The organism is Planococcus beijingensis, assembly GCF_016820615.1.
Classification (GTDB): Bacteria; Bacillota; Bacilli; order Bacillales_A; family Planococcaceae; genus Planococcus; species Planococcus notacanthi.
The window spans coordinates 877,674-903,068 of the sequence record NZ_JADHDZ010000001.1 but is presented as its reverse complement, the minus strand read 5'-3'; the positions used below and the strand labels follow the sequence as shown (position 1 = coordinate 903,068).

Annotated in this window: 28 protein-coding genes; 2 read left to right on the top strand and 26 right to left on the bottom strand. The window is 44.1% G+C overall.

Translation table 11 applies throughout. From position 1 onward, the window contains the following. Positions 1–90 precede the first annotated feature (90 nt). From rseP to dprA, 15 genes are all read right to left on the bottom strand, one after another. Positions 91–1,350, bottom strand: a complete 1,260-nt coding sequence (rseP, locus tag IRE19_RS04250) for an RIP metalloprotease RseP (protein WP_191714128.1) — start codon at positions 1,348–1,350, stop codon at positions 91–93. 42 nt (positions 1,351–1,392) lie between these two features. Next, positions 1,393–2,538: a 1-deoxy-D-xylulose-5-phosphate reductoisomerase gene (gene dxr, locus IRE19_RS04245; protein ID WP_203339436.1), complete on the bottom strand. Its 1,146-nt coding sequence runs from the start codon at positions 2,536–2,538 to the stop codon at positions 1,393–1,395. A gap of 16 nt (positions 2,539–2,554) precedes the next feature. Beyond that, positions 2,555–3,346, bottom strand: a complete 792-nt coding sequence (locus IRE19_RS04240) for a phosphatidate cytidylyltransferase (protein ID WP_203339435.1) — start codon at positions 3,344–3,346, stop codon at positions 2,555–2,557. Next, on the bottom strand, positions 3,343–4,134 hold the full coding sequence (gene uppS / locus IRE19_RS04235; RefSeq protein WP_191714125.1) for an undecaprenyl pyrophosphate synthase: 792 nt from the start codon (positions 4,132–4,134) through the stop codon (positions 3,343–3,345). Before uppS ends, IRE19_RS04240 begins: the two co-directional genes overlap by 4 nt. Before the next feature lie 152 nt (positions 4,135–4,286). Beyond that, the gene (gene frr / locus IRE19_RS04230) at positions 4,287–4,844 is read right to left on the bottom strand and encodes a ribosome recycling factor (RefSeq protein WP_191714124.1); all 558 of its coding nucleotides are present in this window, start codon (positions 4,842–4,844) and stop codon (positions 4,287–4,289) included. Next, positions 4,844–5,569 carry a UMP kinase gene (gene pyrH, locus IRE19_RS04225; RefSeq protein ID WP_191714123.1) on the bottom strand — a complete coding sequence of 242 codons (726 nt, stop codon included), beginning with the start codon at positions 5,567–5,569 and terminating at the stop codon, positions 4,844–4,846. The genes frr and pyrH overlap by 1 nt, the downstream gene beginning before the upstream one ends. Positions 5,570–5,651: 82 nt before the next feature. After that, positions 5,652–6,536, bottom strand: a complete 885-nt coding sequence (gene tsf, locus IRE19_RS04220; protein ID WP_203339434.1) for a translation elongation factor Ts — start codon at positions 6,534–6,536, stop codon at positions 5,652–5,654. 93 nt (positions 6,537–6,629) lie between these two features. Further along, positions 6,630–7,346, bottom strand: a complete 717-nt coding sequence (gene rpsB, locus IRE19_RS04215; protein WP_142826560.1) for a 30S ribosomal protein S2 — start codon at positions 7,344–7,346, stop codon at positions 6,630–6,632. Between the two features lie 377 nt (positions 7,347–7,723). Further along, entirely contained in the window at positions 7,724–8,503 is a 780-nt protein-coding gene (gene codY / locus IRE19_RS04210; RefSeq protein ID WP_191714121.1) for a GTP-sensing pleiotropic transcriptional regulator CodY, read from the bottom strand. 86 nt (positions 8,504–8,589) lie between these two features. Then, on the bottom strand, positions 8,590–9,987 hold the full coding sequence (hslU, locus tag IRE19_RS04205) for an ATP-dependent protease ATPase subunit HslU (protein ID WP_203339433.1): 1,398 nt from the start codon (positions 9,985–9,987) through the stop codon (positions 8,590–8,592). Then, on the bottom strand, positions 9,987–10,532 hold the full coding sequence (hslV, locus tag IRE19_RS04200; protein WP_146556600.1) for an ATP-dependent protease subunit HslV: 546 nt from the start codon (positions 10,530–10,532) through the stop codon (positions 9,987–9,989). Before hslV ends, hslU begins: the two co-directional genes overlap by 1 nt. Positions 10,533–10,547: 15 nt before the next feature. Further along, positions 10,548–11,441, bottom strand: a complete 894-nt coding sequence (xerC, locus tag IRE19_RS04195) for a tyrosine recombinase XerC (RefSeq protein ID WP_203339432.1) — start codon at positions 11,439–11,441, stop codon at positions 10,548–10,550. Positions 11,442–11,508: 67 nt separating this feature from the next. Beyond that, a complete protein-coding gene (trmFO, locus tag IRE19_RS04190; protein ID WP_191714118.1) occupies positions 11,509–12,819 on the bottom strand; it encodes an FADH(2)-oxidizing methylenetetrahydrofolate--tRNA-(uracil(54)-C(5))-methyltransferase TrmFO in 1,311 nt (436 codons plus the stop codon). Positions 12,820–12,840: 21 nt separating this feature from the next. After that, positions 12,841–14,910 (bottom strand): type I DNA topoisomerase, encoded by a 2,070-nt coding sequence (gene topA, locus IRE19_RS04185; protein ID WP_191714117.1) that lies wholly within the window; start codon positions 14,908–14,910, stop codon positions 12,841–12,843. Positions 14,911–15,010: 100 nt separating this feature from the next. Next, entirely contained in the window at positions 15,011–15,907 is an 897-nt protein-coding gene (gene dprA, locus IRE19_RS04180; RefSeq protein ID WP_203339431.1) for a DNA-processing protein DprA, read from the bottom strand. Positions 15,908–16,151: 244 nt separating this feature from the next. Here dprA and IRE19_RS04175 point away from each other — a divergent pair, with 244 nt between their 5' ends. Beyond that, positions 16,152–16,409 (top strand): hypothetical protein, encoded by a 258-nt coding sequence (locus IRE19_RS04175; RefSeq protein WP_203339430.1) that lies wholly within the window; start codon positions 16,152–16,154, stop codon positions 16,407–16,409. Positions 16,410–16,637: 228 nt separating this feature from the next. Next, positions 16,638–16,835, top strand: a complete 198-nt coding sequence (locus IRE19_RS04170; protein ID WP_203339429.1) for a glycine zipper domain-containing protein — start codon at positions 16,638–16,640, stop codon at positions 16,833–16,835. A gap of 153 nt (positions 16,836–16,988) precedes the next feature. Here the strand turns inward: IRE19_RS04170 and sucD are convergent, their stop codons facing one another. The 11 genes from sucD to ffh all read right to left on the bottom strand — a co-directional run bounded on the left by sucD (position 16,989) and on the right by ffh (position 25,391). After that, positions 16,989–17,891 (bottom strand): succinate--CoA ligase subunit alpha, encoded by a 903-nt coding sequence (gene sucD, locus IRE19_RS04165; RefSeq protein WP_191714054.1) that lies wholly within the window; start codon positions 17,889–17,891, stop codon positions 16,989–16,991. An 18-nt stretch (positions 17,892–17,909) separates the two neighbouring features. Continuing rightward, complete coding sequence (gene sucC, locus IRE19_RS04160) at positions 17,910–19,070, bottom strand: ADP-forming succinate--CoA ligase subunit beta (RefSeq protein WP_191714053.1); 1,161 nt, start codon at positions 19,068–19,070, stop codon at positions 17,910–17,912. Between the two features lie 112 nt (positions 19,071–19,182). Then, entirely contained in the window at positions 19,183–19,962 is a 780-nt protein-coding gene (gene rnhB / locus IRE19_RS04155) for a ribonuclease HII (RefSeq protein WP_203339428.1), read from the bottom strand. A gap of 140 nt (positions 19,963–20,102) precedes the next feature. Next, on the bottom strand, positions 20,103–20,966 hold the full coding sequence (gene ylqF / locus IRE19_RS04150) for a ribosome biogenesis GTPase YlqF (protein WP_191714051.1): 864 nt from the start codon (positions 20,964–20,966) through the stop codon (positions 20,103–20,105). Positions 20,967–20,977: 11 nt separating this feature from the next. Next, the gene (gene lepB / locus IRE19_RS04145) at positions 20,978–21,535 is read right to left on the bottom strand and encodes a signal peptidase I (RefSeq protein WP_191714050.1); all 558 of its coding nucleotides are present in this window, start codon (positions 21,533–21,535) and stop codon (positions 20,978–20,980) included. Between the two features lie 99 nt (positions 21,536–21,634). Next, complete coding sequence (rplS, locus tag IRE19_RS04140; RefSeq protein WP_191714049.1) at positions 21,635–21,979, bottom strand: 50S ribosomal protein L19; 345 nt, start codon at positions 21,977–21,979, stop codon at positions 21,635–21,637. Positions 21,980–22,116: 137 nt separating this feature from the next. After that, positions 22,117–22,842 carry a tRNA (guanosine(37)-N1)-methyltransferase TrmD gene (gene trmD, locus IRE19_RS04135; RefSeq protein ID WP_203339707.1) on the bottom strand — a complete coding sequence of 242 codons (726 nt, stop codon included), beginning with the start codon at positions 22,840–22,842 and terminating at the stop codon, positions 22,117–22,119. Further along, positions 22,842–23,357 (bottom strand): ribosome maturation factor RimM, encoded by a 516-nt coding sequence (gene rimM, locus IRE19_RS04130; RefSeq protein ID WP_203339427.1) that lies wholly within the window; start codon positions 23,355–23,357, stop codon positions 22,842–22,844. Before rimM ends, trmD begins: the two co-directional genes overlap by 1 nt. Before the next feature lie 62 nt (positions 23,358–23,419). Beyond that, positions 23,420–23,653 (bottom strand): KH domain-containing protein, encoded by a 234-nt coding sequence (locus IRE19_RS04125; RefSeq protein ID WP_203339426.1) that lies wholly within the window; start codon positions 23,651–23,653, stop codon positions 23,420–23,422. Between the two features lie 13 nt (positions 23,654–23,666). Further along, positions 23,667–23,939 (bottom strand): 30S ribosomal protein S16, encoded by a 273-nt coding sequence (gene rpsP / locus IRE19_RS04120; RefSeq protein WP_191714046.1) that lies wholly within the window; start codon positions 23,937–23,939, stop codon positions 23,667–23,669. A gap of 93 nt (positions 23,940–24,032) precedes the next feature. Further along, positions 24,033–25,391 (bottom strand): signal recognition particle protein, encoded by a 1,359-nt coding sequence (gene ffh, locus IRE19_RS04115; RefSeq protein ID WP_191714045.1) that lies wholly within the window; start codon positions 25,389–25,391, stop codon positions 24,033–24,035. Positions 25,392–25,395 lie beyond the last annotated feature (4 nt).

The window sequence follows — 25,395 nt, the reverse complement described above, 5'->3', positions numbered from 1 at the left end:
CACCTCAACTGACTATAGAATTTTTATAAAGGGATTAAAAGTTCAGGACAGGCAATAATAATCGCCTGTCCGGTAATGCTCAATCAATTATTAAAAGAAATATTTTTGGATATCGTTCCACGTGACGACGATCATCAACAGCATGAGAAGCATGATCCCGACAAAATGAACCATTCCTTCTTTTTGCCGATCAACCGGCTTGCCGCGCACCGCTTCAAGAATGAAGAACATGAGACGTCCGCCGTCCAATGCCGGAAGCGGAAGCAGGTTCATGATTCCCAAGTTGATGCTGAGCATACCTGCCCAGCTCATCAATGTGAAGAAACCGTATTTGGCTACTTCTTCAGTCGTCTTGTAAATTCCAACCGGACCTGATAAAGCATCAATCGTAAATTGGCCGGTTACAAGCATTCCTAGCAAACGGAAGATCTCTTTGAACCAGAAGACGGTTTGTTCAGCACCGTACACAAAAGACCCAAAAAAGTCTTTTTCGACAGGACTTTGATACAGTACGCCGATTACGCCGATTTCTTCAGGCGATTGTTCGGATACCTCAGGAGTGATGGTGAAATTCAATGGCTCTCCGTTACGTTCAACTTCGAACTCAAGAGCATTGCCGGCATTGTTCTGAACTGATTCAACCAGTTCATCCCAAGTGCCAATCGGATTCCCTTCAATTTCAGTCACCAAATCGCCGTTTTGCATCCCGGCTTCTGCTGCCGGACTGTCTTCTGTCACTTCGGTAATGACAGGTTCAAAGGTCGGAATTCCTTGCATCATGCCAAGCGCCGTGAAAATCAGAAACGCCAGGATGAAGTTGAATAACGGACCTGCGAAAATCGTCATAAACCGTTTTCCGACTGACTTCGAATCAAACTGACGGTCGTAAGGGGCCAAAATGGTTTCTCTGCCATTTTCCTCTACAACCGCATCTCGTGCCACTTCGATACGGATCAGCTTTTCCTCTTCATCATATCCTTTGATCCACAATTCTTTTTCTAGGTCCGCTTCTTCTACTTCAAGAAATAAGATCTCCGGATAAACATGCTTTTGGTTCATGATGATTTTTTTAGCCTGGCCTTCTTTGTTCAACAGAACGCCGATGCGATGGCCTGCTTGAAGATGAATGGTATCCATATCTTCCCCGGCCATGCGTACATATCCACCAATCGGCAATAAACGCAGTGTATAAAGCGTTTCCCCTTTGGTGATCCCTAAAATTTTCGGGCCCATTCCGATCGCAAATTCGCGCACTAAAATGCCGGAGCGTTTGGCGAACAGGAAATGGCCAAATTCATGGAAAAACACTAAAGCACCGAAAATTATTATAAACGAGATAACTGTCTCCATTTTGAACCCATCCTTATAAAGTTATTCGGTTTTGATCTTTAGCTATTTTAGCATGTTTTTTACAGATTTTCTCGTTTCAGCATCGACATACAAAATCGTTTCCAAGTCAGGTGTTGCAATAACTTCATGCTGATCCATCGCCCGCTCGATCATTTCCTCAATCTCCAGGAATTTAATTTCCTCATTCAGGAATAGCGCAACAGCCTGTTCGTTTGCGGCATTGAGGACAGTGGTCATCGTGCCCCCGGCAACACCGGCATCAAACGCAAGCTGCAATGCCCGAAACCGCGTGTAGTCCATCTCCTGGAAATTCAGTTTTCCGATTTCAGCCAAATTCAACCGTTTCGCCTGCTCGCGTGGAAGGCGGTCAGGATACGACAAAGCATATTGAATCGGCACACGCATATCCGGCGTGCCGAGCTGTGCCATAACACTGGTGTCCTGGAACTCGACCATGGAATGGATGATGCTTTCCCGGTGAAGCACCACATCTATATCCGCATATGCGAAATCAAACAAAATGTGTGCTTCGATCACTTCAAGCCCTTTATTGACCATAGTGGCTGAATCAATAGTGATTTTCGATCCCATTGACCAATTCGGATGGTTTAACGCATCTTGGACGGTGACGTTTTTCAACTGTTCACGCGTCAAGTCACGGAAACTGCCGCCTGAAGCCGTTAGAATCAAACGGCTTGCCTGGTCTTTCTTTTCTCCATTCAAGGCTTGGAATAAGGCTGAGTGTTCACTGTCAACAGGCAGGATGGCCGCACCGAATTGTTTGGCGCTTTCCATCACAAGATGTCCTGCTGTCACCAAGGTTTCTTTATTGGCAATCGCAATAGTTCGTCCAAGTTTGATGGCTTCAAGGGTCGGTTCCAGTCCCACACTGCCAAGAACCGCATTAACCAAAATGTCAGCATCATAAACAGCAATGTCGATAAGCCCTTCAGCGCCTGATACGATTGCCACAGCCGGATATTCAGCCGCTAAGTCCTTAGCATCTTCTTTCCGTTGCACACAGACGATTTCAGGTTCGAATTCAGCAATCAGGTTACGTGTGATGTCCATATTTTTTCCGGCAGAAAAACCGACCAATTTAAATTCATGTGGATGTTCACGGATGATGTCAGCTGTCTGCACACCAATTGAACCCGTAGCACCCAGCAACGTAATTTTCTTAACCATTCAGCAATTTCCTCTCTTAGATGAAATGTAAAAAATGAAGCAAAGGCATTACAAATAAAATACTGTCGAAACGATCCAGAATCCCGCCATGCCCCGGCAGAATCGAACCTGAATCCTTCACATTGAAGTGGCGTTTTAATGCAGATTCCACCAAATCACCCATTTGCCCAAAAATCGAGGCGATGATCGTCACAATGATAATCAGGAATATTGAATGGTTTAAAGGAATAAAATAATTGAAGATCAAAGCAATTCCAATCGCCCAGATGATGCCACCCACAAAACCTTCTATTGTTTTGTTTGGGGAAATTTCCGGCCATAGCTTCCGCTTGCCGATTTTCCGGCCTGTAAAATAAGCACCTGAATCTGTGAACCACACAACCAACAAAGCAAAAATCAAAAAGCTCAAACTGGCTTCACGTGTCTCAATAAAATAAAAGAACCCGATGCCGACATATAAAGTACCCATAATAGCGAAAGCCGCATCATCAAAGGTGAAGCTGTTTTTCACAATAACCGTATGTATCAATAAAAGAATAACAGCTAAAAAGGCAAATTCGACTTTTTCATAGCCTGTCCATTCAAGCACATTGTCTGCCCATTGATCGGGCAGCATAAAGGCGTATAGCGCCAACAAAGAAATAAGGCCGGGAATACTCCATAAACTCCGGCCTTTCATTTTCAACAGCTCTTGCAATGCGATTGTCCCCAACAAATAGACCAAGAGGATAAATGGCACTCCTCCATAAATGACAAAAGGGATAAAAAGGGCAGCCGCAATAACCCCTGTTATAATACGCTGTTTCATTTCACTTCGTCTCCTTTCAACCCCCCGTACCGGCGATTGCGTTTTTGGTAATTCTCAATCGCTTCCAGTAAGGAATCTTCATTAAAATCGGGCCATAAGGTTTCCGTGAACCAAAACTCGGTATAGGCTAATTGCCAAAGCATAAAATTGCTTAAACGAACCTCACCACTTGTGCGGATCAATAAATCCGGCTCAGGCAGCCCTTTTGTCATTAAGCCCCCCGAAATAAGGTCTTCGTTGATATCACTGACATCCAACGTTCCCGCAGCAACCTGTGCAGCAATGTCTTTGACGGCATCGACTATTTCTGCGCGGCTGCCGTAGTTCAAAGCAAAGTTCAAAACAAGCCCCGTATTTTCCTTGGTCGCCTCTTTTGCCTTTTTGATGGCTCTCAATGTATGCAAAGGCAAATTATGATGATACCCCATCATTTCCACACGAACATTTTCTTCAATGAGTTCTGGAAGGAAGGTTGTCAAAAACTCTTCAGGCAAACGCATCAAAAAATCCACTTCGATTTTTGGGCGTTTCCAGTTTTCAGTGGAAAATGCATATAAGGTCAATACGCCAACCCCAAGTTCATTGGCCAGTTTGGTCACTTTTCGGACCGTTTTCATTCCTTCGTGATGTCCAGCGACTCTTGGCAACGAACGTTTTTTTGCCCAGCGTCCATTACCGTCCATAATAATTGCTATATGGGCCGGAACGGCTTCATTCGAAATCAAAACTGAGCGATCTCCACTTTCCAAGACCAAATCAGTATTTCGCTTTAGTAGTTTATTAAACATAGTTAGTCCTCCACCTATTACAAATCGGCATGTCTATTGCTTATCATATCAAAAAAAACGGCATTGTGCGCTTCTTTCCCAATACAGCATTTATTTTTGGCATGAAAAAGCGTCCTGCTTAACAGGACGCCTGACATGAAATGAAGTTCGATTTAAACTTCCATAATCTCTTTTTCTTTATCTTTAGCCATTTCGTCGATCTTCGCGATGTTGTCATCCGTCAATTTCTGGACATCATCGGTATAGCCACGCAAGTCATCCACTGTAATTTCACTTTTCTTCTCCAGCTTCTTGAACTCGTCATTCGCATCACGGCGAATATTACGGATTCCGACTTTCGCTTCTTCTGCTTCTTTTTTCACTTGCTTCACAAGGTCTTTGCGGCGCTCTTCCGTTAAAGCAGGAACTGCCAAGCGAATCACTGAACCATCATTTGATGGGCTTAATCCCAGATCAGATTTAAGAATCGCTTTTTCAATATCGCCCAGAACTGATTTGTCGTATGGCTGAATCATGATTAGACGCGCTTCTGGAATCGAGATTCCAGCAACCTGGTTAACCGGTGTTGGAGAACCGTAATAATCGATCGTCAATTTATCCAAAATCGACGGCGTTGCACGGCCGGCACGGATTGAAGACAAATCGCGCGAGAAAGCCTGAATTGCATTAGTCATTTTAGATTTAGTTTCACTCATCACTGTTTTCGGCATTATATTGTTCTCCTCACTACTGTCCCGATTTTCTCTCCGAGAACAGCCCGTTTTATATTTCCGTTTTCCATAATTGAGAATACTACGAGTGGGATATCATTGTCCATACAAAGTGTGGAAGCTGTAGAATCCATCACTTGCAAGCCTTGTTGGATCACATCGAAATAAGAAAGCTCTTCGTATTTCACAGCTTCAGAATCCGTCTTCGGATCAGCTGAATAAACACCATCAACATTGTTTTTCGCCATCAAGATGACATCGGCTTCAATTTCTGCCGCACGCAATGCTGCTGTTGTATCAGTTGAGAAGTAAGGATTTCCGGTACCGGCTGCAAAAATGACGACACGCTTTTTCTCCAAATGGCGAATCGCTCTTCTGCGGATATAAGGTTCAGCTACTTGGCGCATTTCAATGGAGGACAATACGCGGGTTTCCACGTCCTGCTTTTCCAATGAATCCTGTAAAGCCAATGAGTTCATAACTGTTGCCAGCATGCCCATGTAATCAGCTGTCGCACGGTCCATTCCCATTTCAGAACCGACTTTGCCTCTCCAGATATTGCCGCCGCCTACAACGACTGCCACTTCCACTCCGAGTTCAACCACTTCTTTAACTTGGCTTGCTACTGATTTGATAATTTCAGGGGACAATCCGAAACCTTGCCCTCCTGCCATTGCTTCACCACTTAGTTTTAATACAATGCGTTTATATTGCTGAACACTCATCGGTACCCTCCATTACATAATTTATTGAAAAATAGGGAACACATTCTCGTGTTCCCCGAAATGAATCATATGATAAATGATCTTATTTTTTGTTAACTTGGCTCATAACTTCATCAGCAAAGTTATCTTCGCGTTTTTCGATGCCTTCTCCAACTTCGTAACGGATGAATTCTTTAACAGATCCACCTGTTGAAGCTGCAAAATCACGAACTTTTTGATCTGAGTTCTTAACGAATGCTTGGTCAAGCAAGCAGATGTCTTCGAAATATTTGCCAAGGCGGCCTTCGACCATTTTAGCAACGATTTTTTCAGGTTTGCCTTCATTCAATGCTTGCTCAGTCAAGATTTTGCGCTCGTGTTCTACTTCTTCAGCAGAAACTTCATCGCGTGATACATATTTAGGGTTCAATGCAGCAATGTGCATAGCGATATCGCGTGCAGCATCTGAATCAGTAGAGTTTTCAAGAACAACTAGTACTGAAATTCTTCCGCCCATGTGCAGGTAAGGACCGAAAGCATCTGCATCTGATTTTGTGCGTACTTCAAAGCGGCGCAAAGTAATTTTTTCACCGATTTTAGCGATAGCGTTAGAGATGTGGTCAGCAACTGTCAAACCATTAGACATAGTTGAAGCATTAGCTTCTTCTACTGTAGCTGGTTTAGTTGTAATTAAGTGCTCGCCTAATTCTTTTACTAATGTTTGGAACCCTTCGTTTTTCGCAACAAAGTCAGTTTCCGCATTCACTTCGAAGATTACTGCTTCGTTTTCTTTTACAAGAATAGAAGTTGTTCCTTCAGCTGCGATACGGTCTGCTTTTTTAGAAGCGCTTGAAAGGCCTTTTTCGCGTAGGAAATCAAGAGCTGCTTCCATATTACCGTCTGTTTCTACTAATGCTTTTTTGCAATCCATCATACCTGCGCCTGTTTTTGCACGCAATTCTTTTACCATTTGTGCTGTAACTGCCATGATTAAATTCCTCCTCTGTATTTGCTTGCTATCATTTTCTCAAAAAAAGGTGATAAGAGGGGTTGGCCGCTTATCACCTGTGTAAATTACGAATTACTCAGCAGATTCAGCTTGAGTTTCTTCTTCTTCTTCCGGTTTTGATTCAAGCAAAGCATCCGCCATTTTACCAGTCAACAATTTAACTGCGCGAATAGCATCGTCGTTTGCAGGAATAACATAATCGATTTCATCCGGATCACAGTTCGTATCAACGATACCAACGATTGGAATGTTCAATTTCATTGCTTCTGCAACTGCAATGCGTTCTTTGCGTGGGTCAACTACGAACATAACGTCCGGTAGTGAACTCATATCACGGATACCGCCAAGGAATTTAACAAGGCGTTCGTGTTGTTTCTTCAATTGAACAACTTCTTTTTTCGGTAGAACTTCGAAAGTTCCATCTTCTTCCATGCGCTCGATTTGTTTCAAACGGTTCACACGTTTTTGGATTGTACCGAAGTTAGTAAGTGTTCCACCCAACCAACGTTGGTTGATGTAGTAGTTGCCAGAACGTTCTGCTTCTTCTTTGATTGCGTCCTGAGCTTGTTTTTTCGTACCAACGAAAAGTACTTTACCGCCTTCTTCGCCCACTTGTTTCATGAAGCTATAAGCTTCCTCCAATTTGCGGACTGTTTTTTGAAGATCGATGATGTAGATACCGTTACGTTCCACGAAAATATATTTTTTCATTTTCGGGTTCCAACGACGAGTTTGGTGACCGAAGTGTACACCAGCTTCTAACAATTGTTTCATTGAGATTACTGCCATGATTTGTTTCCTCCTGATAGGTTATTTTTTCCCTCCGCATTTTTCTTCTCTGAACCGTTACCCGCATGGGCACCTACGACTCAAATCGAAATGCGTGTGTATTTAACACCATTTGAAATTATACCACGCTTTACGCGAAGACCGCAACAAGTTTCTCTCATAAAAACTAAAACAAATTTAAAATGATCAAATGCCTTTTCTTTCATCACTTTGGCAGTTTTACGGGAATACTCTCGCAGAAGCGCCCTCCATACATTCAAGTCATCCGAGCTCTTAAGGCAGAACTTGTGAGCTTCAATCCGTTAAGTACAGAAAAACCGGTTTTAATCCAATAAAAAACGATGCCAGGCAAATCCCCAGCATCGTTTCTTGTTTACTTAGTTCATTTTCAATTGTTCAAGTTCAGCTAGGAATTTCGTGTTCAATACTTTGATGTATGTCCCTTTCATTCCTAGAGAGCGTGATTCGATAACGCCTGCACTTTCAAGCTTGCGAAGTGCGTTTACGATAACTGAACGTGTAATACCCACGCGGTCAGCAATTTTCGAAGCTACCAACAAGCCTTCGTTGCCGTCAAGTTCTTCGAAAATATGTTCGATTGCTTCAAGTTCACTGTATGAAAGTGAAGAAATCGCCATCTGCACAACAGCTTTGCTGCGTGCTTCCTCTTCGATGCGGTCGCCTTTTTCACGAAGGATTTCCATCCCTACTACAGTAGCGCCGTATTCTCCAAGAATTAAATCGTCGTCATGGAATTCTGCATCTACACGTCCAAGAAGAAGTGTTCCTAAACGTTCTCCGCCGCCATTGATCGGTACGATTGTTGTTAAACCATTTTTGAACAATTCACGTTCTTCCACCGGGAAGATCGTGTGTTCACTGTTAACATCCAAGTTCTCAGTTGTTTCAGTGATGTTCGAAAGCTTTTGAGTGTATTCAATCGGAAATTGGCGTTCTTCCAACATCCCTTTCATACGCTCGTTTTCGATTTGTTGGTTAATTGCATAACCTAATACTTTACCTTTGCGGCTAACTACGAAAGCGTTACATTCAATTACTTCGCTCAATGTCTCAGCCATGTCTTTAAAGTTTACTTTTTTACCGCCTGCTGCTTCCAGCATAGAGTTAATTCGTCTTGTTTTTCCTAATAAATTCATTTAAATGAACCTCCTACATAATTCGTACCCTGTTTATTCAATATTCTAAAGGTTTTTACTCTTTATTGAAACTAATTCGCCTTGATTTACAGAATAAATTGTGACAAGTCTTTATTTTTTGCCACATTTTCGAGCTTTTCATTCACATATTGGGGGGTAATGTCAATTTGCGCTGGTGAAATCTCGGAAGCTTCGAAAGACAAATCCTCTAACAGGCGCTCGAGTATAGTGTGCAGCCTACGAGCACCGATGTTATCTGTGTCCTGATTTACTTCATATGCAATTTCTGCAAGTCTGACTATTGAGGCATCATTGAAGTGTACCACAATTCCCTCTGTTTCGAGAAGGGCTTTATACTGATTTATCAAAGAATGTTTTGGTTCCGTCAAGATTTTGACAAAATCTTCAACTTCAAGCTTCTGCAATTCCACACGGATCGGGAATCGGCCTTGCAGCTCAGGGATCAGATCGGATGGTTTCGACATGTGGAATGCCCCAGCAGCCACAAACAACATATAATCCGTTTGGACTGCACCGTACTTAGTCGAAACCGTGGAACCTTCAACGATCGGCAAAATGTCACGCTGGACACCTTCACGCGATACATCAGCAGATGAAGAATTGCTCTTGCTGGCGATTTTGTCCATTTCGTCGATGAAGATGATGCCGTGCTGCTCAGCGCGGTCAATCGCTTCCTGTGAAATTTCTTCATCATCCACCAATTTAGCGGCTTCTTCAGTCGTTAAAATGCGGCGGGCTTCTTTCACCTGCAAACGCCGTTTTTTCTTTTTCTTCGGCATCAGCGATGATAACGCATCCTGCATGTTCGCACCCATTTGTTCCATTCCTGAGCCTTGCATGGCATCAAACATGGACAATGTGTTTTCAAGCACTTCCACTGTTACCCATTCATCTTCCAGCTTTCCAGCTTTCAGGTCTGCAGCAATTTCTCTTCTCTTCACCCGAACTTCCACTTCCGCTGTCGGTTCTTCCTCTTCCTGCTCGAACTTCTGGCCAAAAAGCATTTCCAGCGGGTTTTGGTTCGGTTGTTTCTTGCGCATGGACGGTGCCAGCAACTTGACGATCCGCTCATTGGCAGCGGTTTCCGCCTGGAACTTCACAGCTTCGAATTTTTCTTCTTTGACGATTCTTACGGCAGCTTCAACCAGGTCGCGTACCATCGATTCGACGTCACGGCCGACATAGCCGACTTCCGTAAACTTCGTCGCTTCCACTTTAATGAAAGGCGCTCCCGTCAGTTTAGCGATACGGCGGGCGATTTCCGTCTTGCCCACACCTGTCGGCCCGATCATCAAAATGTTTTTCGGAATGACTTCCCCACGCATTTCTTCATCCAGCCGGCTTCGGCGATAACGGTTGCGCAATGCGATGGCAATAGAACGTTTCGCTTCTTTTTGGCCGACGATGTAGCGATCCAAATGGTCAGTGATTTGTCTTGGCGTTAAATCAGATTGATTTTTCATTAGGACAATTCCTCCACAACGATTTGATGATTGGTGTAGACACAGATGTCCGCAGCTGTTTCCAAAGCGGATTGTGCGATTTGTGCAGCAGTCAGATTATCGCCTGCGTATTTTTTCAAGGCACGCCCTGCTGCCAATGCATAATTTCCACCTGAACCGATTGCCAAAATGCCATCATCCGGTTCAATGACTTCACCTGTTCCGGATACCAGCAGCAATTCGTCTTTGTTCATGATGATGAGCATAGCTTCCAATTGGCGAAGCATTTTGTCCCCACGCCATTGTTTAGCCAGTTCAACTGCAGCGCGTTGAAGATTGCCGTTGTACTCCGTCAGCTTCCCTTCGAACATCTCGAACAAGGTAAAAGCATCTGCAACCGATCCCGCAAATCCGGTTAGCACTTGTCCGTTGTATAATTTCCGTACTTTTCTGGCTGTATGCTTCATGACTACGGCGTTGCCGAATGTTACCTGGCCATCGCCTGACATGGCGCATTTGCCGTTATGCTGAACCGCGAATATCGTGGTGGCATGGAATTCTTGCATGATAAAATCTCCTCTCTAAGCTCTCGGGTGTGAATTTAAATAGGTATTCCGTAAATGCTCTTTGGTGACATGGGTGTATACCTGTGTTGAACTTAAATGGGAATGGCCCAGCAGTTCCTGTACAGTCCGGATATCAGCACCATTATTGATCAGGTGAGTAGCGAATGTGTGGCGGATCATATGCGGATAAATCGATGAATTGACAGATGCCTTCTTCATGCATTCACTTAAAATGTGGCGAACACCCCGGTCTGTCAAAACTTCTCCCCGGCTGTTAACAAACAGATGATCATGTTTTTGATTCTTCATCAACTTAGGACGTGAATCCTCAATGTAATGTTCCAGGGCATCCTGGGCAAACTGTCCGTATGGGATATAGCGCTCTTTCCGGCCTTTCCCCATCACTTTGACAATCTGCATCGTTTGATCCAAATCTCCCATTCGAATCGATACGCATTCACTGACACGCATGCCCGTAGCATACAGCAATTCCAATAACGCGGTGTTGCGGATCGACAATTTATCTTCTCCCACAACCGATTTGAACAGCTGTGCCAGCTCTTCTTCATAAAAGAATTGCGGTAGCCGCTCTTCTTTTTTCGGATGATACAATGACCTGAATGCTGCTTCATTCAATCCGAATTCACGGTTTCCATAACGGAAAAATGAGCGGATCGCTGAAATCTTTCGGGAAACCGTCGTTCTGGATAATTTGGCATCATATAATTTCGTCACGTAATTTCGTGCATGTATATATTCGACTTCTTTGATATCAGGTACGCCCTCCGCATTCAAAAACAGAAAAAAATCCATCAAATCATGTTCATAATGGTGGACGGTGTGTTCAGAATAGTTCTTCTCCAGTTGAATATAGGTCATAAAAGATTCAAGCATCTTTTCTTTTTCCATATATGCTCCACCTTTCACCAAATACAAAAGCCTCTAAATTATACCAACATTTAGAGGCTTTTATCAATTAAACAGTCACTGTATTCATATAATTTTGAATTGCCGCCAATGCACGATCGGCATGTTTCTCAGCTCGTTCCTGCTTCGAACGGATACGTTCACCCAAATCCGGGAACAGTCCGAAGTTGACGTTCATCGGCTGGAAGTTCTTGCTGTCGGCTTCCGTAATGTAACGCGCCATGCTGCCCAAGGCTGTTTCAGCCGGGAATACCAGCAATTCTTCACCTAAAGCCATTTTAGCTGCGTTGATTCCTGCCAGCAATCCGCTTCCTGCTGATTCAACATAGCCCTCGACTCCAGTCATTTGACCCGCGAAGAAAATGTTTTCATCGGCCTTCAATTGGTAAGTCGGCTTAAGAACGCGCGGTGAGTTGATGAATGTATTGCGGTGCATCACGCCATAACGGACGATTTCGACATTTTCAAGTCCTGGAATCAATTTAAGCACTTCTTTTTGAGGTCCCCATTTCAAATGCGTTTGGAAACCAACAATATTGTAAAGTGTTCCAGCCGCATCATCCTGGCGAAGCTGAACGACTGCATAAGGGATTTTGCCCGTTTTCGGATCTTCCAGTCCAACTGGTTTCATCGGTCCAAACGTCAAGGTCTTCTCGCCTCTGGCTGCCATTACTTCGACTGGCATACAGCCTTCAAAATAAATCTCTTTTTCGAATTCTTTCAATGGCACCACTTCTGCTTCGACAAGAGCTGTATGGAAACGCTTGAACTCTTCTTCTGTCATCGGGCAGTTCAGATAAGCCGCTTCCCCTTTGTCATAACGGGATTTCAGATAGACTTTGTCCATATCAATGCTGTCTTTTTCGACGATCGGCGCTGCTGCATCATAAAAATACAAATATTCTTCGCCTGTCAAAACGCGAATTTTTTCCGCAAGTGCCGGAGAAGTCAATGGACCAGTGGCAATGATTGTGATGCCTTCCGGAATTTCAGTCACTTCTTCGTTGATCACTTCCACCAATGGGTGATTTTTTACTTTGTCGGTCACAGCTCCGGCAAACTCATGGCGATCCACAGCAAGTGCTCCACCAGCTGGCACAGATGCCCGGTCTGCAGATTCAATGATCACCGAATCCAATTTGCGCATTTCTTCTTTGATGACACCAACTGCATTTGTCAGGGAATTGGCGCGCAATGAATTGCTGCATACCAGTTCCGCAAACTTGTCCGTATGATGGGCTGCTGTCTGCTTTACCGGACGCATTTCGTATAGACGGACGTTTACTCCCCGTTTCGCGATTTGCCAAGCAGCTTCACTGCCCGCCAGTCCTGCGCCAATTACGTTTACATATTTCGTCATTTTCGAACACCTCTATAATTATTATTGAACTTCTTCTTTGTAATCACAGCTCGTGCAATTGATTTGAACGCCTTTTTTCACTTTTTTCTCTACCAGCAATTCGTTGCACTTCGGACACGGCCGTTCAATCGGTTTATCCCATGAAACGAATTCGCATTCCGGATACCGTTCGCAACCGTAGAATATCCGGCGCTTCTTGCTCTTTCTTTCAACGATCTCGCCTTCTTTACAGGTCGGGCATTTGACATCGATGTGTTTGACGATCGCTTTTGTATTCCGGCATTCCGGGAAATTGCTGCAAGCCATGAATTTGCCGTAACGCCCCAATTTATAGACCATCGGCGAACCGCATAACTCACAATCCTCTCCCACAGGCTCATCTTTGATCTGGACTTTTTCCATTTCACTTTCCGCGACTTCAACACTTTTTTCAAAGTCTTGATAAAATGCGTCAATAATAGCACGCCAATCGACTTCGCCATCTTCAACGGTATCCAGATCGTGTTCCATTTTGGCAGTAAACTCGATATTCAAAATGTCCGGGAAAAATTCGAGCACCAGCTGATGGACAATCTCACCCAATTCGGTCGGGATAAACCGTTTGGCATCCAATGTCACATAGCCGCGTTTTTGGATGGTATCCAGTGTAGGCGCGTACGTGGACGGACGCCCTATCCCCAGTTCTTCGAGTGTCCGCACCAAGCGGGCCTCCGTAAAGCGTGGAGGCGGCTGCGTAAAATGCTGATTCGGCGTAACTTCAAGCGCTGTCACGATATCCCCTTCATCCATTTCCGGCAGAATATTGTCTTTTTCTTCTTTTTGGTCATCCGTGCCTTCAATATAAAGTTTCATGAAGCCCGGGAATTTGACCTGGGAACCATTCGCACGGAATACTGCTTCTCCGTTCTGCAGTTCAGCCATAACCGTGTCCAGGACTGCTGGTGACATCTGGCTCGCTACGAAACGATCCCAAATCAATTTATACAAACGATATAAATCTCTTGATAGAATACTCTTCATCGATTCCGGTGTCCGCATCACACTTGTCGGACGCACCGCTTCGTGGGCATCCTGAGATTTCGCTGATTGCTTGGCAGCAGCTTTTTGCGTGACGTATTGTTCACCGTAATTATCAACGATGAAATCGATTGTATCTTTTTTCGCTGTATCGGAGATCCGTGTGGAATCTGTCCGCATATACGTAATCAAACCGGTGATGCCTTCTTTACCCACTGCAATACCTTCATACAATTGCTGCGCGAGCATCATTGTTTTTTTAGCACGGAAGTTTAATTTGCGGGCAGCTTCCTGCTGGAGTGAAGAGGTTGTAAAAGAGGGGGATGGGTTTCTCTTTCTCTCTTTTTTCACCACGCGGTTTACTGTAAAGTCTTTGCCGGACATGGTGGCCATAACGGCGTTAACGTCAGCTTCATTCTGTAATTTCATTTTTTCTTTTGCATTGCCGTAAAACTGCGCTTCAAATTTCTTCTTGTCCTTCTCGAAATCACCAGTGATGGACCAGTATTCTTCTGGTTCAAAGTTTTTGATTTCGTTTTCACGGTCAATGACGAGTCGAAGAGCAACAGATTGCACGCGTCCAGCCGATAGGCCTTTTTTAACTTTTTTCCACAACAACGGGCTGATGCTGTAGCCCACGAGACGATCCAATATTCGGCGCGCCTGTTGCGCATCGACTAAATCCATATCGATTTTGCGGGGATGCTTGAATGATTCCTTGATGGCATCCTTGGTGATTTCGTTAAATACCACTCGGCAATCCGAGGTTTGGTCAATGCCGAGCGCTGTCGCCAAATGCCATGCAATCGCTTCCCCTTCTCTGTCGGGGTCAGCCGCGAGAAAGACTTTCTTCGCTTTTTTCGCTTCTTTTTTCAGATCCTGCAAGATCGGCCCTTTGCCTCTGATTGTAATGTAACGGGGTTCATAATTGTTTTCAACATCTACAGCCATTTGGCTGCGGGGCAAATCGCGTAAATGTCCAAGTGATGCACGGACTTTATATTTCTTGCCCAAATACCGTTCGATTGTTTTCGCCTTTGCAGGCGACTCAACAATCACTAAAAAATCCGCCATAATATTTTCCTCCTCATAGAGGTTTCTCAGAACTGCTTAAAGAATTACCTGTTGCAAAATGTATAACAGATTTTCGCTTAATGCAAGGCTTTTCATTTCCTCATTCTTTTTCAGCTGTCATTTGTTGGTACTCTTCAAGCACTTGCCAGCCATTCCAAACTGGTTTTGCACCCTCTAAAATTAATTTATGCGGCCCTTCGGATAATGGAGAGCTAATGTCCCCTGGCACTGCAAAAATATCCCTGCCATGATCTAGGGCATGTTCAATTGTACTCAAAGTTCCACTTTTCACGTAGGCTTCTGTGACAACAACGCCCTTAGATAATCCACTGATAATGCGGTTCCTCATCGGAAAATTCCATTTTCTCGGTTCCATATACGGTGGGTATTCCGTTATAACCAAATGTTTTTCTTCTATTATATTATTCAATGACGCATTCTCTTTTGGATAAGGGTGAAGAAAGCCGCTGCCGGTCACAGCAATCGTCCGGCCACCAAGATCGATCGTTTTTTGGTGGGCCATCGCATCTGCGCCTCTTGCCAGTCCACTGACTATGACAAAGCCGTTTTCAACGAGTGGCGGCACAATCTTCTGCAACGCTGCCCGTGAGTAGGAGGATGCTTTTCGTGAACCAATGATCGCCATCTTTTTCGGTTCAGCCAATAAAGTAAGGTCCCCCTTAGCATAGAGCACAGCGGGTGGATCGATTAATTCAAACAGGTTCTGAGGATACAGGGGATGTTGATAAGATACGGGGATTATCTTATACTTTTCGTAGGTTTCAATCAAGGGGAATGTCAAAGATTGTCGGTAAGAGGCCTTCAGCTTGGTCGCCTGTTCCAGTTTTATGTTCAATAACAGCATCAGTTCGTATGGAGATTTTTGTTCAAGCTTCGTCAAATCCGGATCCTGTGCCAAAAGCGGCAGTAATTTCTGCAAGCTTTTCGGAAATACATAGTGCAACGCCAATAAGCGCTTCGTAAATTTTTTGTCCATTTTGTTCCTCCTGTTCTAGTTTGGATGAAAATAAACTGCTTCAGCAAAAGAGCACCTTGTCTCTATACTAATGGGTTTTAGGCTAACCGTAAACCGGAAAATATTATTATTGCTTGTGGGCTTGCCTTTTGATTTTTAAAATTGGTTTTCCGGCATTCCGCATACACCACATTGAAAAAAATAGCTATCCATCAGACACAACCTCCTGCTTTTTATGAGCTGATTATCGGAAGGAGTCCATATAATGCAGATCAAAATCATCATTCATTGCTTAGCGGCAGTCCTCTGGTCTTTCTCTGCTGCTTATCTCGTCTATATTTATTATTTGAATGCGGGGTATTGGAAAAATCCGTTGTACGTCAGCTTGTTTTTATATTTTATTGTCATTATAAGTCGGTTGGGCTTCAACAAAGTGAATTTGTTTATTTTCATTTTCTATATCGGATTCGCCATTTGGTTTACTGCAGATCTGTTTTTAGCTTTAACAGGGACATTTAGGTAGACCGACAAGGGGATGGCATTGCCATCATCTCTAAATTCCATCCACAAAAATCCGTTTTTCTTCTATATAATAATAGAAATACGCTAGATGAACACTTATCCCTTTCTGATTTGCAGTTTAAAAAGCTCACCCTGAAATTCACTTGTTGAATTCTTGAAACCATCGTTAACTTTGTCCGTATATATAGATATTCGAACTTCTCCAGAATAAAATGATGGAGGTGCCAGTATGGGTGAAAATAAAGATGTTCAAGAAGAAAAACGAAACAAATACAACGCTATCAACATGGGCGTCGGCATTGCACTTGGGGTATCTATTGGATCCGCTATCGGGGTGGCTATGGATAATTTGGCTATTGGCATCGCACTTGGCATAGGGATTGGAATTGCTTTTGGCAGTTCCGGGGCTTTTACAAGCAAAAAGTAATGAATGTACGGAAAGTTATCGAAGGTTTCATAAAGTTTCATTGCCTTCAAAAAACGCCCACTGGAAGCTGCGCAAGACTTTTCCGCTTCATCAATACACATACAAAGAAAAAGGCTCAAAACGCTATATAAGCAGCGTTTTGAGCCTTTATTATTAATGGGTTTTACACTTGTCGTACAACCCTTTTTCTCTGATGACTTTGATCAAAGTTTCTCCGATAACGGATGGAGTGTCTGCAACTTCGATGCCTGCTTCGTTCATCGCTTTGATTTTATCGGCAGCTGTTCCTTTACCGCCAGAAATGATCGCACCGGCATGGCCCATACGTTTTCCTTCAGGTGCAGTTTGTCCACCGATAAATCCTACTACAGGTTTCGTCATGTTCGCTTTAATCCACGCAGCAGCTTCTTCTTCAGCTGTTCCGCCAATCTCACCGATCATTACGACTGCGTAAGTATCTTCATCTTCATTGAATTCCTTCAATACGTCGATAAAGTTCGTGCCATTGACAGGGTCACCACCGATGCCGACAGCTGTCGACTGGCCAATTCCCTCTTCTGACAATTGGTGAGTCGCTTCATACGTCAAAGTACCTGAACGCGAAACAACGCCAACATGTCCTTTTTTGTGAATGTAGCCCGGCATGATGCCGATTTTACATTCGTCCGGAGTAATTACGCCCGGGCAGTTTGGTCCGACAAGACGTGTTTTCTTGCCTTCCATGTAACGCTTCACTTTGACCATATCCAATACAGGAATATGTTCAGTGATGCAGATGGCCATATCAAGATCAGCATCAACAGCTTCAAGAATTGCGTCAGCTGCAAAAGGAGCCGGCACATAAATTACAGATACATTGGCACCTGTAGCTTTAACTGCGTCTTCAACTGTGTTGAAAACAGGCACGCCTTCAGCTTCAGTTCCGCCTTTACCCGGTGTTACACCCGCAACGATTTTCGTTCCGTATTCAAGCATTTGCTTCGTATGGAAAAGGGCAGTTGACCCTGTAATTCCCTGTACTAACACTTTTGTGTCTTTGTTAATGTATACACTCATTTTTGTCCCTGCCCTTCTTTAGCCTACAAGTTCTACGATCTGTTTAGCGCCATCTGCCATTGTGCCAGCAGCGATAATATTAAGACCTGATTCGTTTAGCAGTTTTTTACCTAAATCAACATTAGTTCCTTCAAGACGGACAACTAACGGCACTTCCAAACTTACTTCTTTAGCAGCTTGAATAACACCTTCCGCAATGATGTCACACTTCATGATACCACCGAAAATGTTAACGAAGATTCCTTTTACATTCTTATCAGACAGAATGATTTTGAAAGCTTCTGTTACTTTCTCAGCAGTGGCACCGCCCCCAACGTCAAGGAAGTTAGCGGGTGTTCCGCCGTAATAGTTGATCGTGTCCATCGTTGCCATAGCAAGTCCGGCGCCGTTAACCATACAGCCGATATTCCCATCTAAAGAAACGTAGCTCAAGTCGTACTTGGAAGCTTCAATTTCTTTTGGATCTTCTTCGTCATAGTCGCGCATCTCCATAATGTCTTGGTGACGGTAAAGAGAGTTGGCGTCAAAATTGAATTTCGCATCCAACGCTACAACTTGTCCATCTCCAGTGACAACCAATGGGTTGATTTCAACGATTGCCGCATCTTTGTCAACATAAGCTTGATACAAGCCAAGCATCAATTTAGCTGCTTTATTGACCAATTTTGCAGGAATGTTCATGTTGAAAGCCATACGGCGTGCCTGGAAGCCAGTCAATCCGACAACCGGATCGATTTCTTCATAGAAAAGGCGTTCCGGTGTGTTTGCCGCTACTTCTTCAATGTCCATTCCGCCTTCTTCAGAACCCATAAGAGTTACACGTGAAGTTTCGCGGTCTAGAACCAATCCAAGGTAATATTCTTTTTGAATGTCGCTACCCGCTTCAATGTACAAGCGTTTCACTTCTTTACCTTCTGGACCTGTCTGATGCGTAACAAGCACTTTGCCAAGAAGCTCTTTAGCATATGTACGCACTTCGTCTAAATTTTTTGCAAGTTTTACTCCGCCAGCTTTACCTCGGCCACCTGCATGGATTTGGGCTTTCACCACAACAACATCTGTACCAAGTTCTTTAGCGGCTTTTACGGCTTCTTCAGGAGAAAAAGCTACATAACCTTCAGGAACTGCTACTCCATATTGCTTTAGGATTTGTTTTCCCTGATATTCATGGATATTCATCTGTCATCCTCCAATCAAACATCTGTATCGTTATTTCACTACCTTTACCATTGTATTAAAGTTGACACAAAATGTCCACCGAAGTTAGCTGTATGGATGAAACTTCCTATGCTTAAAACAGAGAACTTTGCGTTAAAAGAGATTTAACAGGCTCAAACGTGCTGCGATGGATCTCACATGGACCATGCATTTCAAGTGCAGCAACATGATCTTTGGTGCCGTATCCGGCATGTTTCTCAAAACCATATTGTGGATATTGAACTGCATACTTTTCCATGATGGCGTCTCTTCCGGTCTTTGCCAAAATTGAAGCCGCTGCAATGCTCAAACTCTTGGCATCGCCTTTGATGATGGATTCACAAGGCATCGGCAATTCAAGCATCATGGCATCTGCCAGCACTACAGAAGGCGCAGGTGAAAGTGCCAGAGCTGCTCTGGTCATGGAATTCCTAGTCGCCTGGTAAATATTAAGACGATCGATCTCTGCCGGCGGCTGAACGTGCACTGAGTAGCTGACAGCAATTTGTTTGATGATTTCGGCAAACTGATCGCGTTTAAGTTTGCTTAATTGTTTGGAATCATTTAACCCTATAAGGCTGGAACAATCCTCAGGCAGAATGACTGCAGCCGTGACAACCGGGCCAGCAAGCGGACCTCTGCCTGCTTCATCGATGCCTGCCACTAAGTCAGAGCCTTGCTTTCTAAACAAACTGTCGAAATGCAATTTAGCATTATGGTTTTCCAGCAATTTTTCCTGCTGCATTCTTTTTCTATGCCATGAGGCCAATAAAGCCTGTACGCTTTTGCGCGGATCATCTTGGAGTTCATCCATCCACAGCTGCCATTCTGTGGTCGCGTTCAGCCTGATTTTTATTTCATTTGTTTTTTGCATTTCGCCAACTTCTTTCTTTTGCAATTTTTCTCGTTTGCCGCATACCTTGCCAAGATCTAAAAGCCCATTATTCTTCGCTTCAACATAAAAAGCTGTTCCTCAAACCTGAGGAACAGCCAGTTACCGAATGGAGCGAATCCTCACTCTTCTTCAATCATTTCATCTCTGTAATCGAACGTCACTTTACCTAAATGCTGGTTGCGGATATCCCGAACCACTACTTCTGCCGTCGTTTCATAATCGATATCGCCGTGTTGGTCGTAACAACCGCGTTTTTTGCCGATGTGATCAAAGGTATTGACGATTTCCTCGTCAACATGGTCAATGCCATAGCGCTCCATCATGCGTTCCGGATAGCGCTCTTCCAGGAATTTCAAAGAGTAAATCGCCAATTCCTGCATTTGGATGACTGAATCTTTGATGGCACCCGTTACCGCTAATTTCAAGCCGGTCTCCGGATCCTCAAACTTCGGCCATAAAATACCAGGTGTATCCAACAACTCAATTTCCTTGCCGACTTTAATCCATTGCTGTGCTTTTGTCACCCCCGGCATATTACCGGTCTTCGCAAGACTCTTCTTCGACAAACGGTTAATGAGCGTCGATTTTCCGACGTTTGGAATGCCGACAATCATCGCACGAATGGCACGGGGCTTGATGCCTTTGGCAATCATGCGATCCCATTTGTCTGACAGTATTTCTTTCGACGCTTTTGTCACGAGCTGGAGCCCTCTTCCCTCAAGGGAATTGATGGCTACCGCCCGGGTACCTTGATCCTCAAAATAACGAATCCACTTTTTCGTTTCAACTTCATCTGCCATGTCCATTTTATTCAAGATAATGAGACGGGGTTTTTGCTGAATCACTTGATCGATCATCGGATTTCGTGAAGATAAAGGTAACCTGGCATCCACAAGTTCAAAAATGATATCAACCAACTTTAATTTTTCAGTAACTTGTCTCCGTGCTTTTGCCATATGTCCAGGAAACCATTGTATCGTCATAAAACCACTCCTTATTTGACAACTCCCGCTTCAGCCAACGGCCAAAAAACAAAACTTGTATCCCCGATCACTTCGTCGGTCGGGACCAATCCGATATGGCGGCTGTCTTTGCTTTGGCGGCGATTATCGCCCATCACAAAAACAGATCCTTCGGGTATGGTGCTTTCTCCCGTTACATCCTCCAGAGCAAAATCTTCTGTCAATGTACCGGTTATTCCTTGCTTGTAGATATCCAGATAGGGCTCTTCAACTGCTTCACCATTTATATATAACTGATCGTTTTCATAGGCGACATGATCTCCCGGCAATCCGATTATACGCTTGATATAATCTTTTTGTTCCGGTGCATGAAAAACGATGATATCGAAACGGTCAGGTTCTCCGACAGAATAACCGATCTTGTTGACGATCATCCGATCTCCATGTTCTAGAGTCGGCATCATCGATTCTCCATCCACTACAATCGGCGTGAATAAAAAGAAACGGATAATTGCTGCCAAACCGAAGGCGATCAACAGAGCTTTGGACCATTCCCACAGTTCATTCTTCTTCTTCACTTCAGTCTCCATGCGTGTTCCTCCCCATGCGTACTGCTTTAATTGTACAAGGAAATAAACTTTTTAGCAAAAAGAAAGAGGGCGCAAGCGCCCTCTTTCATTAATGCAATCTTATCGAATTTCTTTGATACGAGCTGCTTTACCGCGTAGATCACGCAAGTAGTACAATTTCGCACGACGTACTTTACCACGGCGGGTAACTTCAAGCTGTGCAATTTTTGGTGTGTGTACAGGGAATGTACGCTCAACACCAACACCGTATGAGATTTTGCGAACAGTGAATGATTCACTGATTCCGCCTCCACGACGACCGATAACTACTCCTTCGTATACCTGAATACGTTCGCGTGTACCCTCTACAACTTTAACGTGGACGCGGACAGTATCTCCAGGACGGAACGTTGGAAGATCCGTACGAAGCTGTTCTTTAGTGATTTCTGTAATAATGTTTTGCATTATTTTTCTCTCCTTCTACAGATGCTCTTACACCCAAATGGACTGTTGCAGCGGAACATCGTGATCCTGTACTTCACATAAAAGTACAGTATCCATACTACCACTAAACATATTCCAGTGCAAGAGCATACTGCGATCTATTTTTGTTTTTTCAGCTGAGCGATTATTTTCTGTTGCTTGTCGTTCAATTCGATTTTATCAAGCAAATCCGGCCGGCGCTCCAAAGTCCGTTTCAAGGTTTGTTCTTCACGCCACTGATCGACTTTGCCATGATTCCCGGAAGTCAAGACTTCCGGCACCTTCCACCCTCTGAATTCGGCTGGGCGTGTGTATTGTGGGTGTTCTAAGAGCCCGGTAGAGAATGAGTCGCGAACCGGCGAGTCTGCGTTCCCTAATACCCCTGGAAGCAGTCTGACGATACTGTCGATGACTGTCATGGCTGCCAGCTCCCCGCCAGTCAACACAAAATCCCCAATCGAAATCTCATCCGTCACCAAGTGTTCGCGGATGCGTTCATCATAGCCTTCATAATGGCCGCAGATGAATACCAGTTCCTTCTCAGCTGCCAGCTCTTCTGCCTTTTGCTGCGTAAAACGCTCGCCTTGCGGACACATCAAAATGACCCTTGGCGTGCTTTCTTGAGTCAGACTTTCAACGGCATTGAAAATGGGCTCAGGTTTCAATACCATGCCAGCACCTCCGCCGAATGGATAGTCATCAACTTGCCGCTTGTTATCGGCAAATTCACGGATATCCACGACATTCAAGCTGACCGCATTTTTTTCCTGCGCTTTTTTCATGATCGAATGTTGAAAGACACCTTCAAACATCGGAGGAAACAGCGATAAGACGTTAATGTTCATCAAGACAACAAACCTTCCATCACTTCGATGATCACTTTCTTTTCATCTACATCCACTTCTTTGACGATATCTTCAATATAAGGAATGTAGTGTTTCTTCCCTGTTTTCGGGGTCACTTCCCAAACATCATTGGCGCCTGTCTCCAAAATTTCACTGATAGTTCCGATTTCCTCTCCATCAGTTGAAAAAACTGTACAGCCTAAAATTTCATGATGGTAGAACGCATTGTCTTCGAGCTCCGACAAATCGTGTTCAGCGATCTTTAAATAGGATTCCTTAAACGGTTCTACATCATTGATGTTTGGGTAGCCTTCAAACGTCACCAATTCAAAATTCTTATGCTGGCGATGGCTGGCGATTTTCACCATGATCGGTTTTTTTGCATCCGGCGTGAAAAGCCCCAGTTTCGTTCCTACCGCAAATCGTTCTTCCGGAAAATCGGTGCGCGACAAAACGCGTACTTCGCCACGGATTCCATGGGTATTGACAATTTTCCCTACATTAAACCATTGCACAAGCAGACATCCTTTCGTTTTTTCTGAAAAAAAAGGAAGGAACCAGGGCTCCTTCCTTCTTCTTAATCCACAATATCGAGGTAAGTTTTCTTCTTATGATAACCACCTGCTGATGAGTACACAATTGAACGGACAGCTTTCGCTACACGTCCCTGTTTCCCGATCACTTTCCCTGTATCCTCAGGATGCACGGAAAGCTTGTAGACGATTCGGCTTGCGTTTTCGTCGGTTTCGACATGAACATGTTCCGGATAATCAACTAACGGTTTCACAATGGTCTCAATCAGCTGCTTCATAAGAAAATCTCCCTTACTTGCTTAATTTTTCGTTATGGAATTTCTCCATAATGCCTTTTTGAGAAAACAAGTTGCGTACAGTGTCAGATGGTTTAGCGCCATCATGAAGCCATTTCAACACTAGTTCTTCGTCGATCTTAACTTCAGCTGGAACTGTCAGCGGGTTGTAAGTACCTACTGTCTGGATTTGACGGCCGTCACGTGGAGCACGTGAGTCAGCTACTACAATACGGTAAAAAGGAGATTTCTTAGCTCCCATACGTTTCAAGCGAATTTTTACTGCCATTTCTTAAAGCACCTCCGAATAGTTTCACACAAGATATTATATTAGCAAGCTTTAAATAGTTTGTAAAGTATTTTTTCTTAACACCTTAAATTTTTACTTGAAAAGTGAGTCCAGGCCTGGCATTCCCATTTTCTTTTTGCCTTTTTTATTGGTCATGCCGGACATTTGTTTCATCATTTTCTTCATGTCTTCAAACTGTTTCAAGAGCCGGTTGACATCTTGAATGCTCGTTCCCGAACCTTTGGCAATTCGTTTTTTCCGGTTTGCGTTGATGATTTCGGGTGTGGTTTTTTCCTTCGTCGTCATCGAATAGATGATGGCTTCCACACGATCCATTTGGCTTTCATCAACTTTAGCGTTTTCAAGGCCTTTAATTTTATTGGCCCCTGGAAGCATCTTCAGAATTTCATCCAATGGCCCCATTTGCTTGACCTGAGACATTTGTTCAAGGAAATCATCAAAAGTGAACGTGGAAGTTCTGAACTTCTCTTCCAGTTCTTTGGCTTTTGTTTCATCCACGCTTGACTGCGCCTTTTCGATCAGCGACAGCATATCGCCCATCCCAAGGATACGCGATGCCATACGTTCCGGATGGAAAGCTTCCAGCGCATCCATTTTTTCGCCCATCCCGACAAACTTGATCGGTTTCTGGGTAACAGAACGGATTGACAGAGCTGCACCGCCTCGCGTATCGCCATCCAGTTTCGTTAAGACGACACCTGAAATGCCGACAGCTTCATCGAAGTTCTGCGCCACGTTTACGGCATCCTGACCAGTCATAGCATCAACGACCAGGAAAATCTCATCCGGCTCTTTAAGGGCACGAATATCCTTCAATTCCTGCATCAAGGCTTCATCGACATGCAGACGGCCTGCCGTATCGATGATGACTGTATCCAAATGTTCTGTTTTTGCATGTTCAATCGCCTGGCGGGCAATTTCAACAGGAGACAGTTCTGTCCCTTTCGAAAAGACTGGAAGAGACAGTTGTTTACCGATTGTCTCAAGCTGCTGAATTGCAGCCGGACGGTAAACATCGGCTGCTACCAGCAGCGGTTTACGGTTGTGTTTTCTGCGCAACAGATTGGCCAGTTTTCCGGTAGTGGTCGTTTTACCGGCTCCTTGCAGCCCGACCATCATAATGACGGTTGGCTGTTTTGTGGAAAATTCGATTTTCCGTTCTTCGCCGCCCATCAATTCAGTCAGTTCATCTTTAACGATTTTGACGACTTGCTGGCCAGGAGTCAGGCTTTCCATGACATCCTCACCAACCGCACGTTCGCTGACTTTCTTGACGAATTCTTTGACGACCTTCAAGTTGACATCCGCTTCGATTAAGGCGAAACGGACTTCCCGCATCATTTCCTTAACGTCTGCTTCGTTGACTTTTCCTTTGCCTTTGATCTTTGTCATGGTGCCTTGCAGGCGTTCGGATAATCCTTCAAATGCCATTCTT

Excerpts from the sequence above, each read along its gene's own strand:
- rseP (WP_191714128.1), bottom strand. The coding sequence starts at position 1,350 with ATGGAGACAGTTATCTCGTTTATAATAATTTTCGGTGCTTTAGTGTTT.
- dxr (WP_203339436.1), bottom strand. The coding sequence starts at position 2,538 with ATGGTTAAGAAAATTACGTTGCTGGGTGCTACGGGTTCAATTGGTGTG.
- IRE19_RS04240 (WP_203339435.1), bottom strand. The coding sequence starts at position 3,346 with ATGAAACAGCGTATTATAACAGGGGTTATTGCGGCTGCCCTTTTTATC.
- uppS (WP_191714125.1), bottom strand. The coding sequence starts at position 4,134 with ATGTTTAATAAACTACTAAAGCGAAATACTGATTTGGTCTTGGAAAGT.
- frr (WP_191714124.1), bottom strand. The coding sequence starts at position 4,844 with ATGCCGAAAACAGTGATGAGTGAAACTAAATCTAAAATGACTAATGCA.
- pyrH (WP_191714123.1), bottom strand. The coding sequence starts at position 5,569 with ATGAGTGTTCAGCAATATAAACGCATTGTATTAAAACTAAGTGGTGAA.
- tsf (WP_203339434.1), bottom strand. The coding sequence starts at position 6,536 with ATGGCAGTTACAGCACAAATGGTAAAAGAATTGCGTGCAAAAACAGGC.
- rpsB (WP_142826560.1), bottom strand. The coding sequence starts at position 7,346 with ATGGCAGTAATCTCAATGAAACAATTGTTAGAAGCTGGTGTACACTTC.
- codY (WP_191714121.1), bottom strand. The coding sequence starts at position 8,503 with ATGAATTTATTAGGAAAAACAAGACGAATTAACTCTATGCTGGAAGCA.
- hslU (WP_203339433.1), bottom strand. The coding sequence starts at position 9,987 with ATGAAAAATCAATCTGATTTAACGCCAAGACAAATCACTGACCATTTG.
- hslV (WP_146556600.1), bottom strand. The coding sequence starts at position 10,532 with ATGCAAGAATTCCATGCCACCACGATATTCGCGGTTCAGCATAACGGC.
- xerC (WP_203339432.1), bottom strand. The coding sequence starts at position 11,441 with ATGGAAAAAGAAAAGATGCTTGAATCTTTTATGACCTATATTCAACTG.
- trmFO (WP_191714118.1), bottom strand. The coding sequence starts at position 12,819 with ATGACGAAATATGTAAACGTAATTGGCGCAGGACTGGCGGGCAGTGAA.
- topA (WP_191714117.1), bottom strand. The coding sequence starts at position 14,910 with ATGGCGGATTTTTTAGTGATTGTTGAGTCGCCTGCAAAGGCGAAAACA.
- dprA (WP_203339431.1), bottom strand. The coding sequence starts at position 15,907 with ATGGACAAAAAATTTACGAAGCGCTTATTGGCGTTGCACTATGTATTT.
- IRE19_RS04175 (WP_203339430.1), top strand. The coding sequence starts at position 16,152 with ATGCAGATCAAAATCATCATTCATTGCTTAGCGGCAGTCCTCTGGTCT.
- IRE19_RS04170 (WP_203339429.1), top strand. The coding sequence starts at position 16,638 with ATGGGTGAAAATAAAGATGTTCAAGAAGAAAAACGAAACAAATACAAC.
- sucD (WP_191714054.1), bottom strand. The coding sequence starts at position 17,891 with ATGAGTGTATACATTAACAAAGACACAAAAGTGTTAGTACAGGGAATT.
- sucC (WP_191714053.1), bottom strand. The coding sequence starts at position 19,070 with ATGAATATCCATGAATATCAGGGAAAACAAATCCTAAAGCAATATGGA.
- rnhB (WP_203339428.1), bottom strand. The coding sequence starts at position 19,962 with ATGCAAAAAACAAATGAAATAAAAATCAGGCTGAACGCGACCACAGAA.
- ylqF (WP_191714051.1), bottom strand. The coding sequence starts at position 20,966 with ATGACGATACAATGGTTTCCTGGACATATGGCAAAAGCACGGAGACAA.
- lepB (WP_191714050.1), bottom strand. The coding sequence starts at position 21,535 with ATGGAGACTGAAGTGAAGAAGAAGAATGAACTGTGGGAATGGTCCAAA.
- rplS (WP_191714049.1), bottom strand. The coding sequence starts at position 21,979 with ATGCAAAACATTATTACAGAAATCACTAAAGAACAGCTTCGTACGGAT.
- trmD (WP_203339707.1), bottom strand. The coding sequence starts at position 22,842 with ATGAACATTAACGTCTTATCGCTGTTTCCTCCGATGTTTGAAGGTGTC.
- IRE19_RS04125 (WP_203339426.1), bottom strand. The coding sequence starts at position 23,653 with ATGAAGCAGCTGATTGAGACCATTGTGAAACCGTTAGTTGATTATCCG.
- rpsP (WP_191714046.1), bottom strand. The coding sequence starts at position 23,939 with ATGGCAGTAAAAATTCGCTTGAAACGTATGGGAGCTAAGAAATCTCCT.
- ffh (WP_191714045.1), bottom strand. The coding sequence starts at position 25,391 with ATGGCATTTGAAGGATTATCCGAACGCCTGCAAGGCACCATGACAAAG.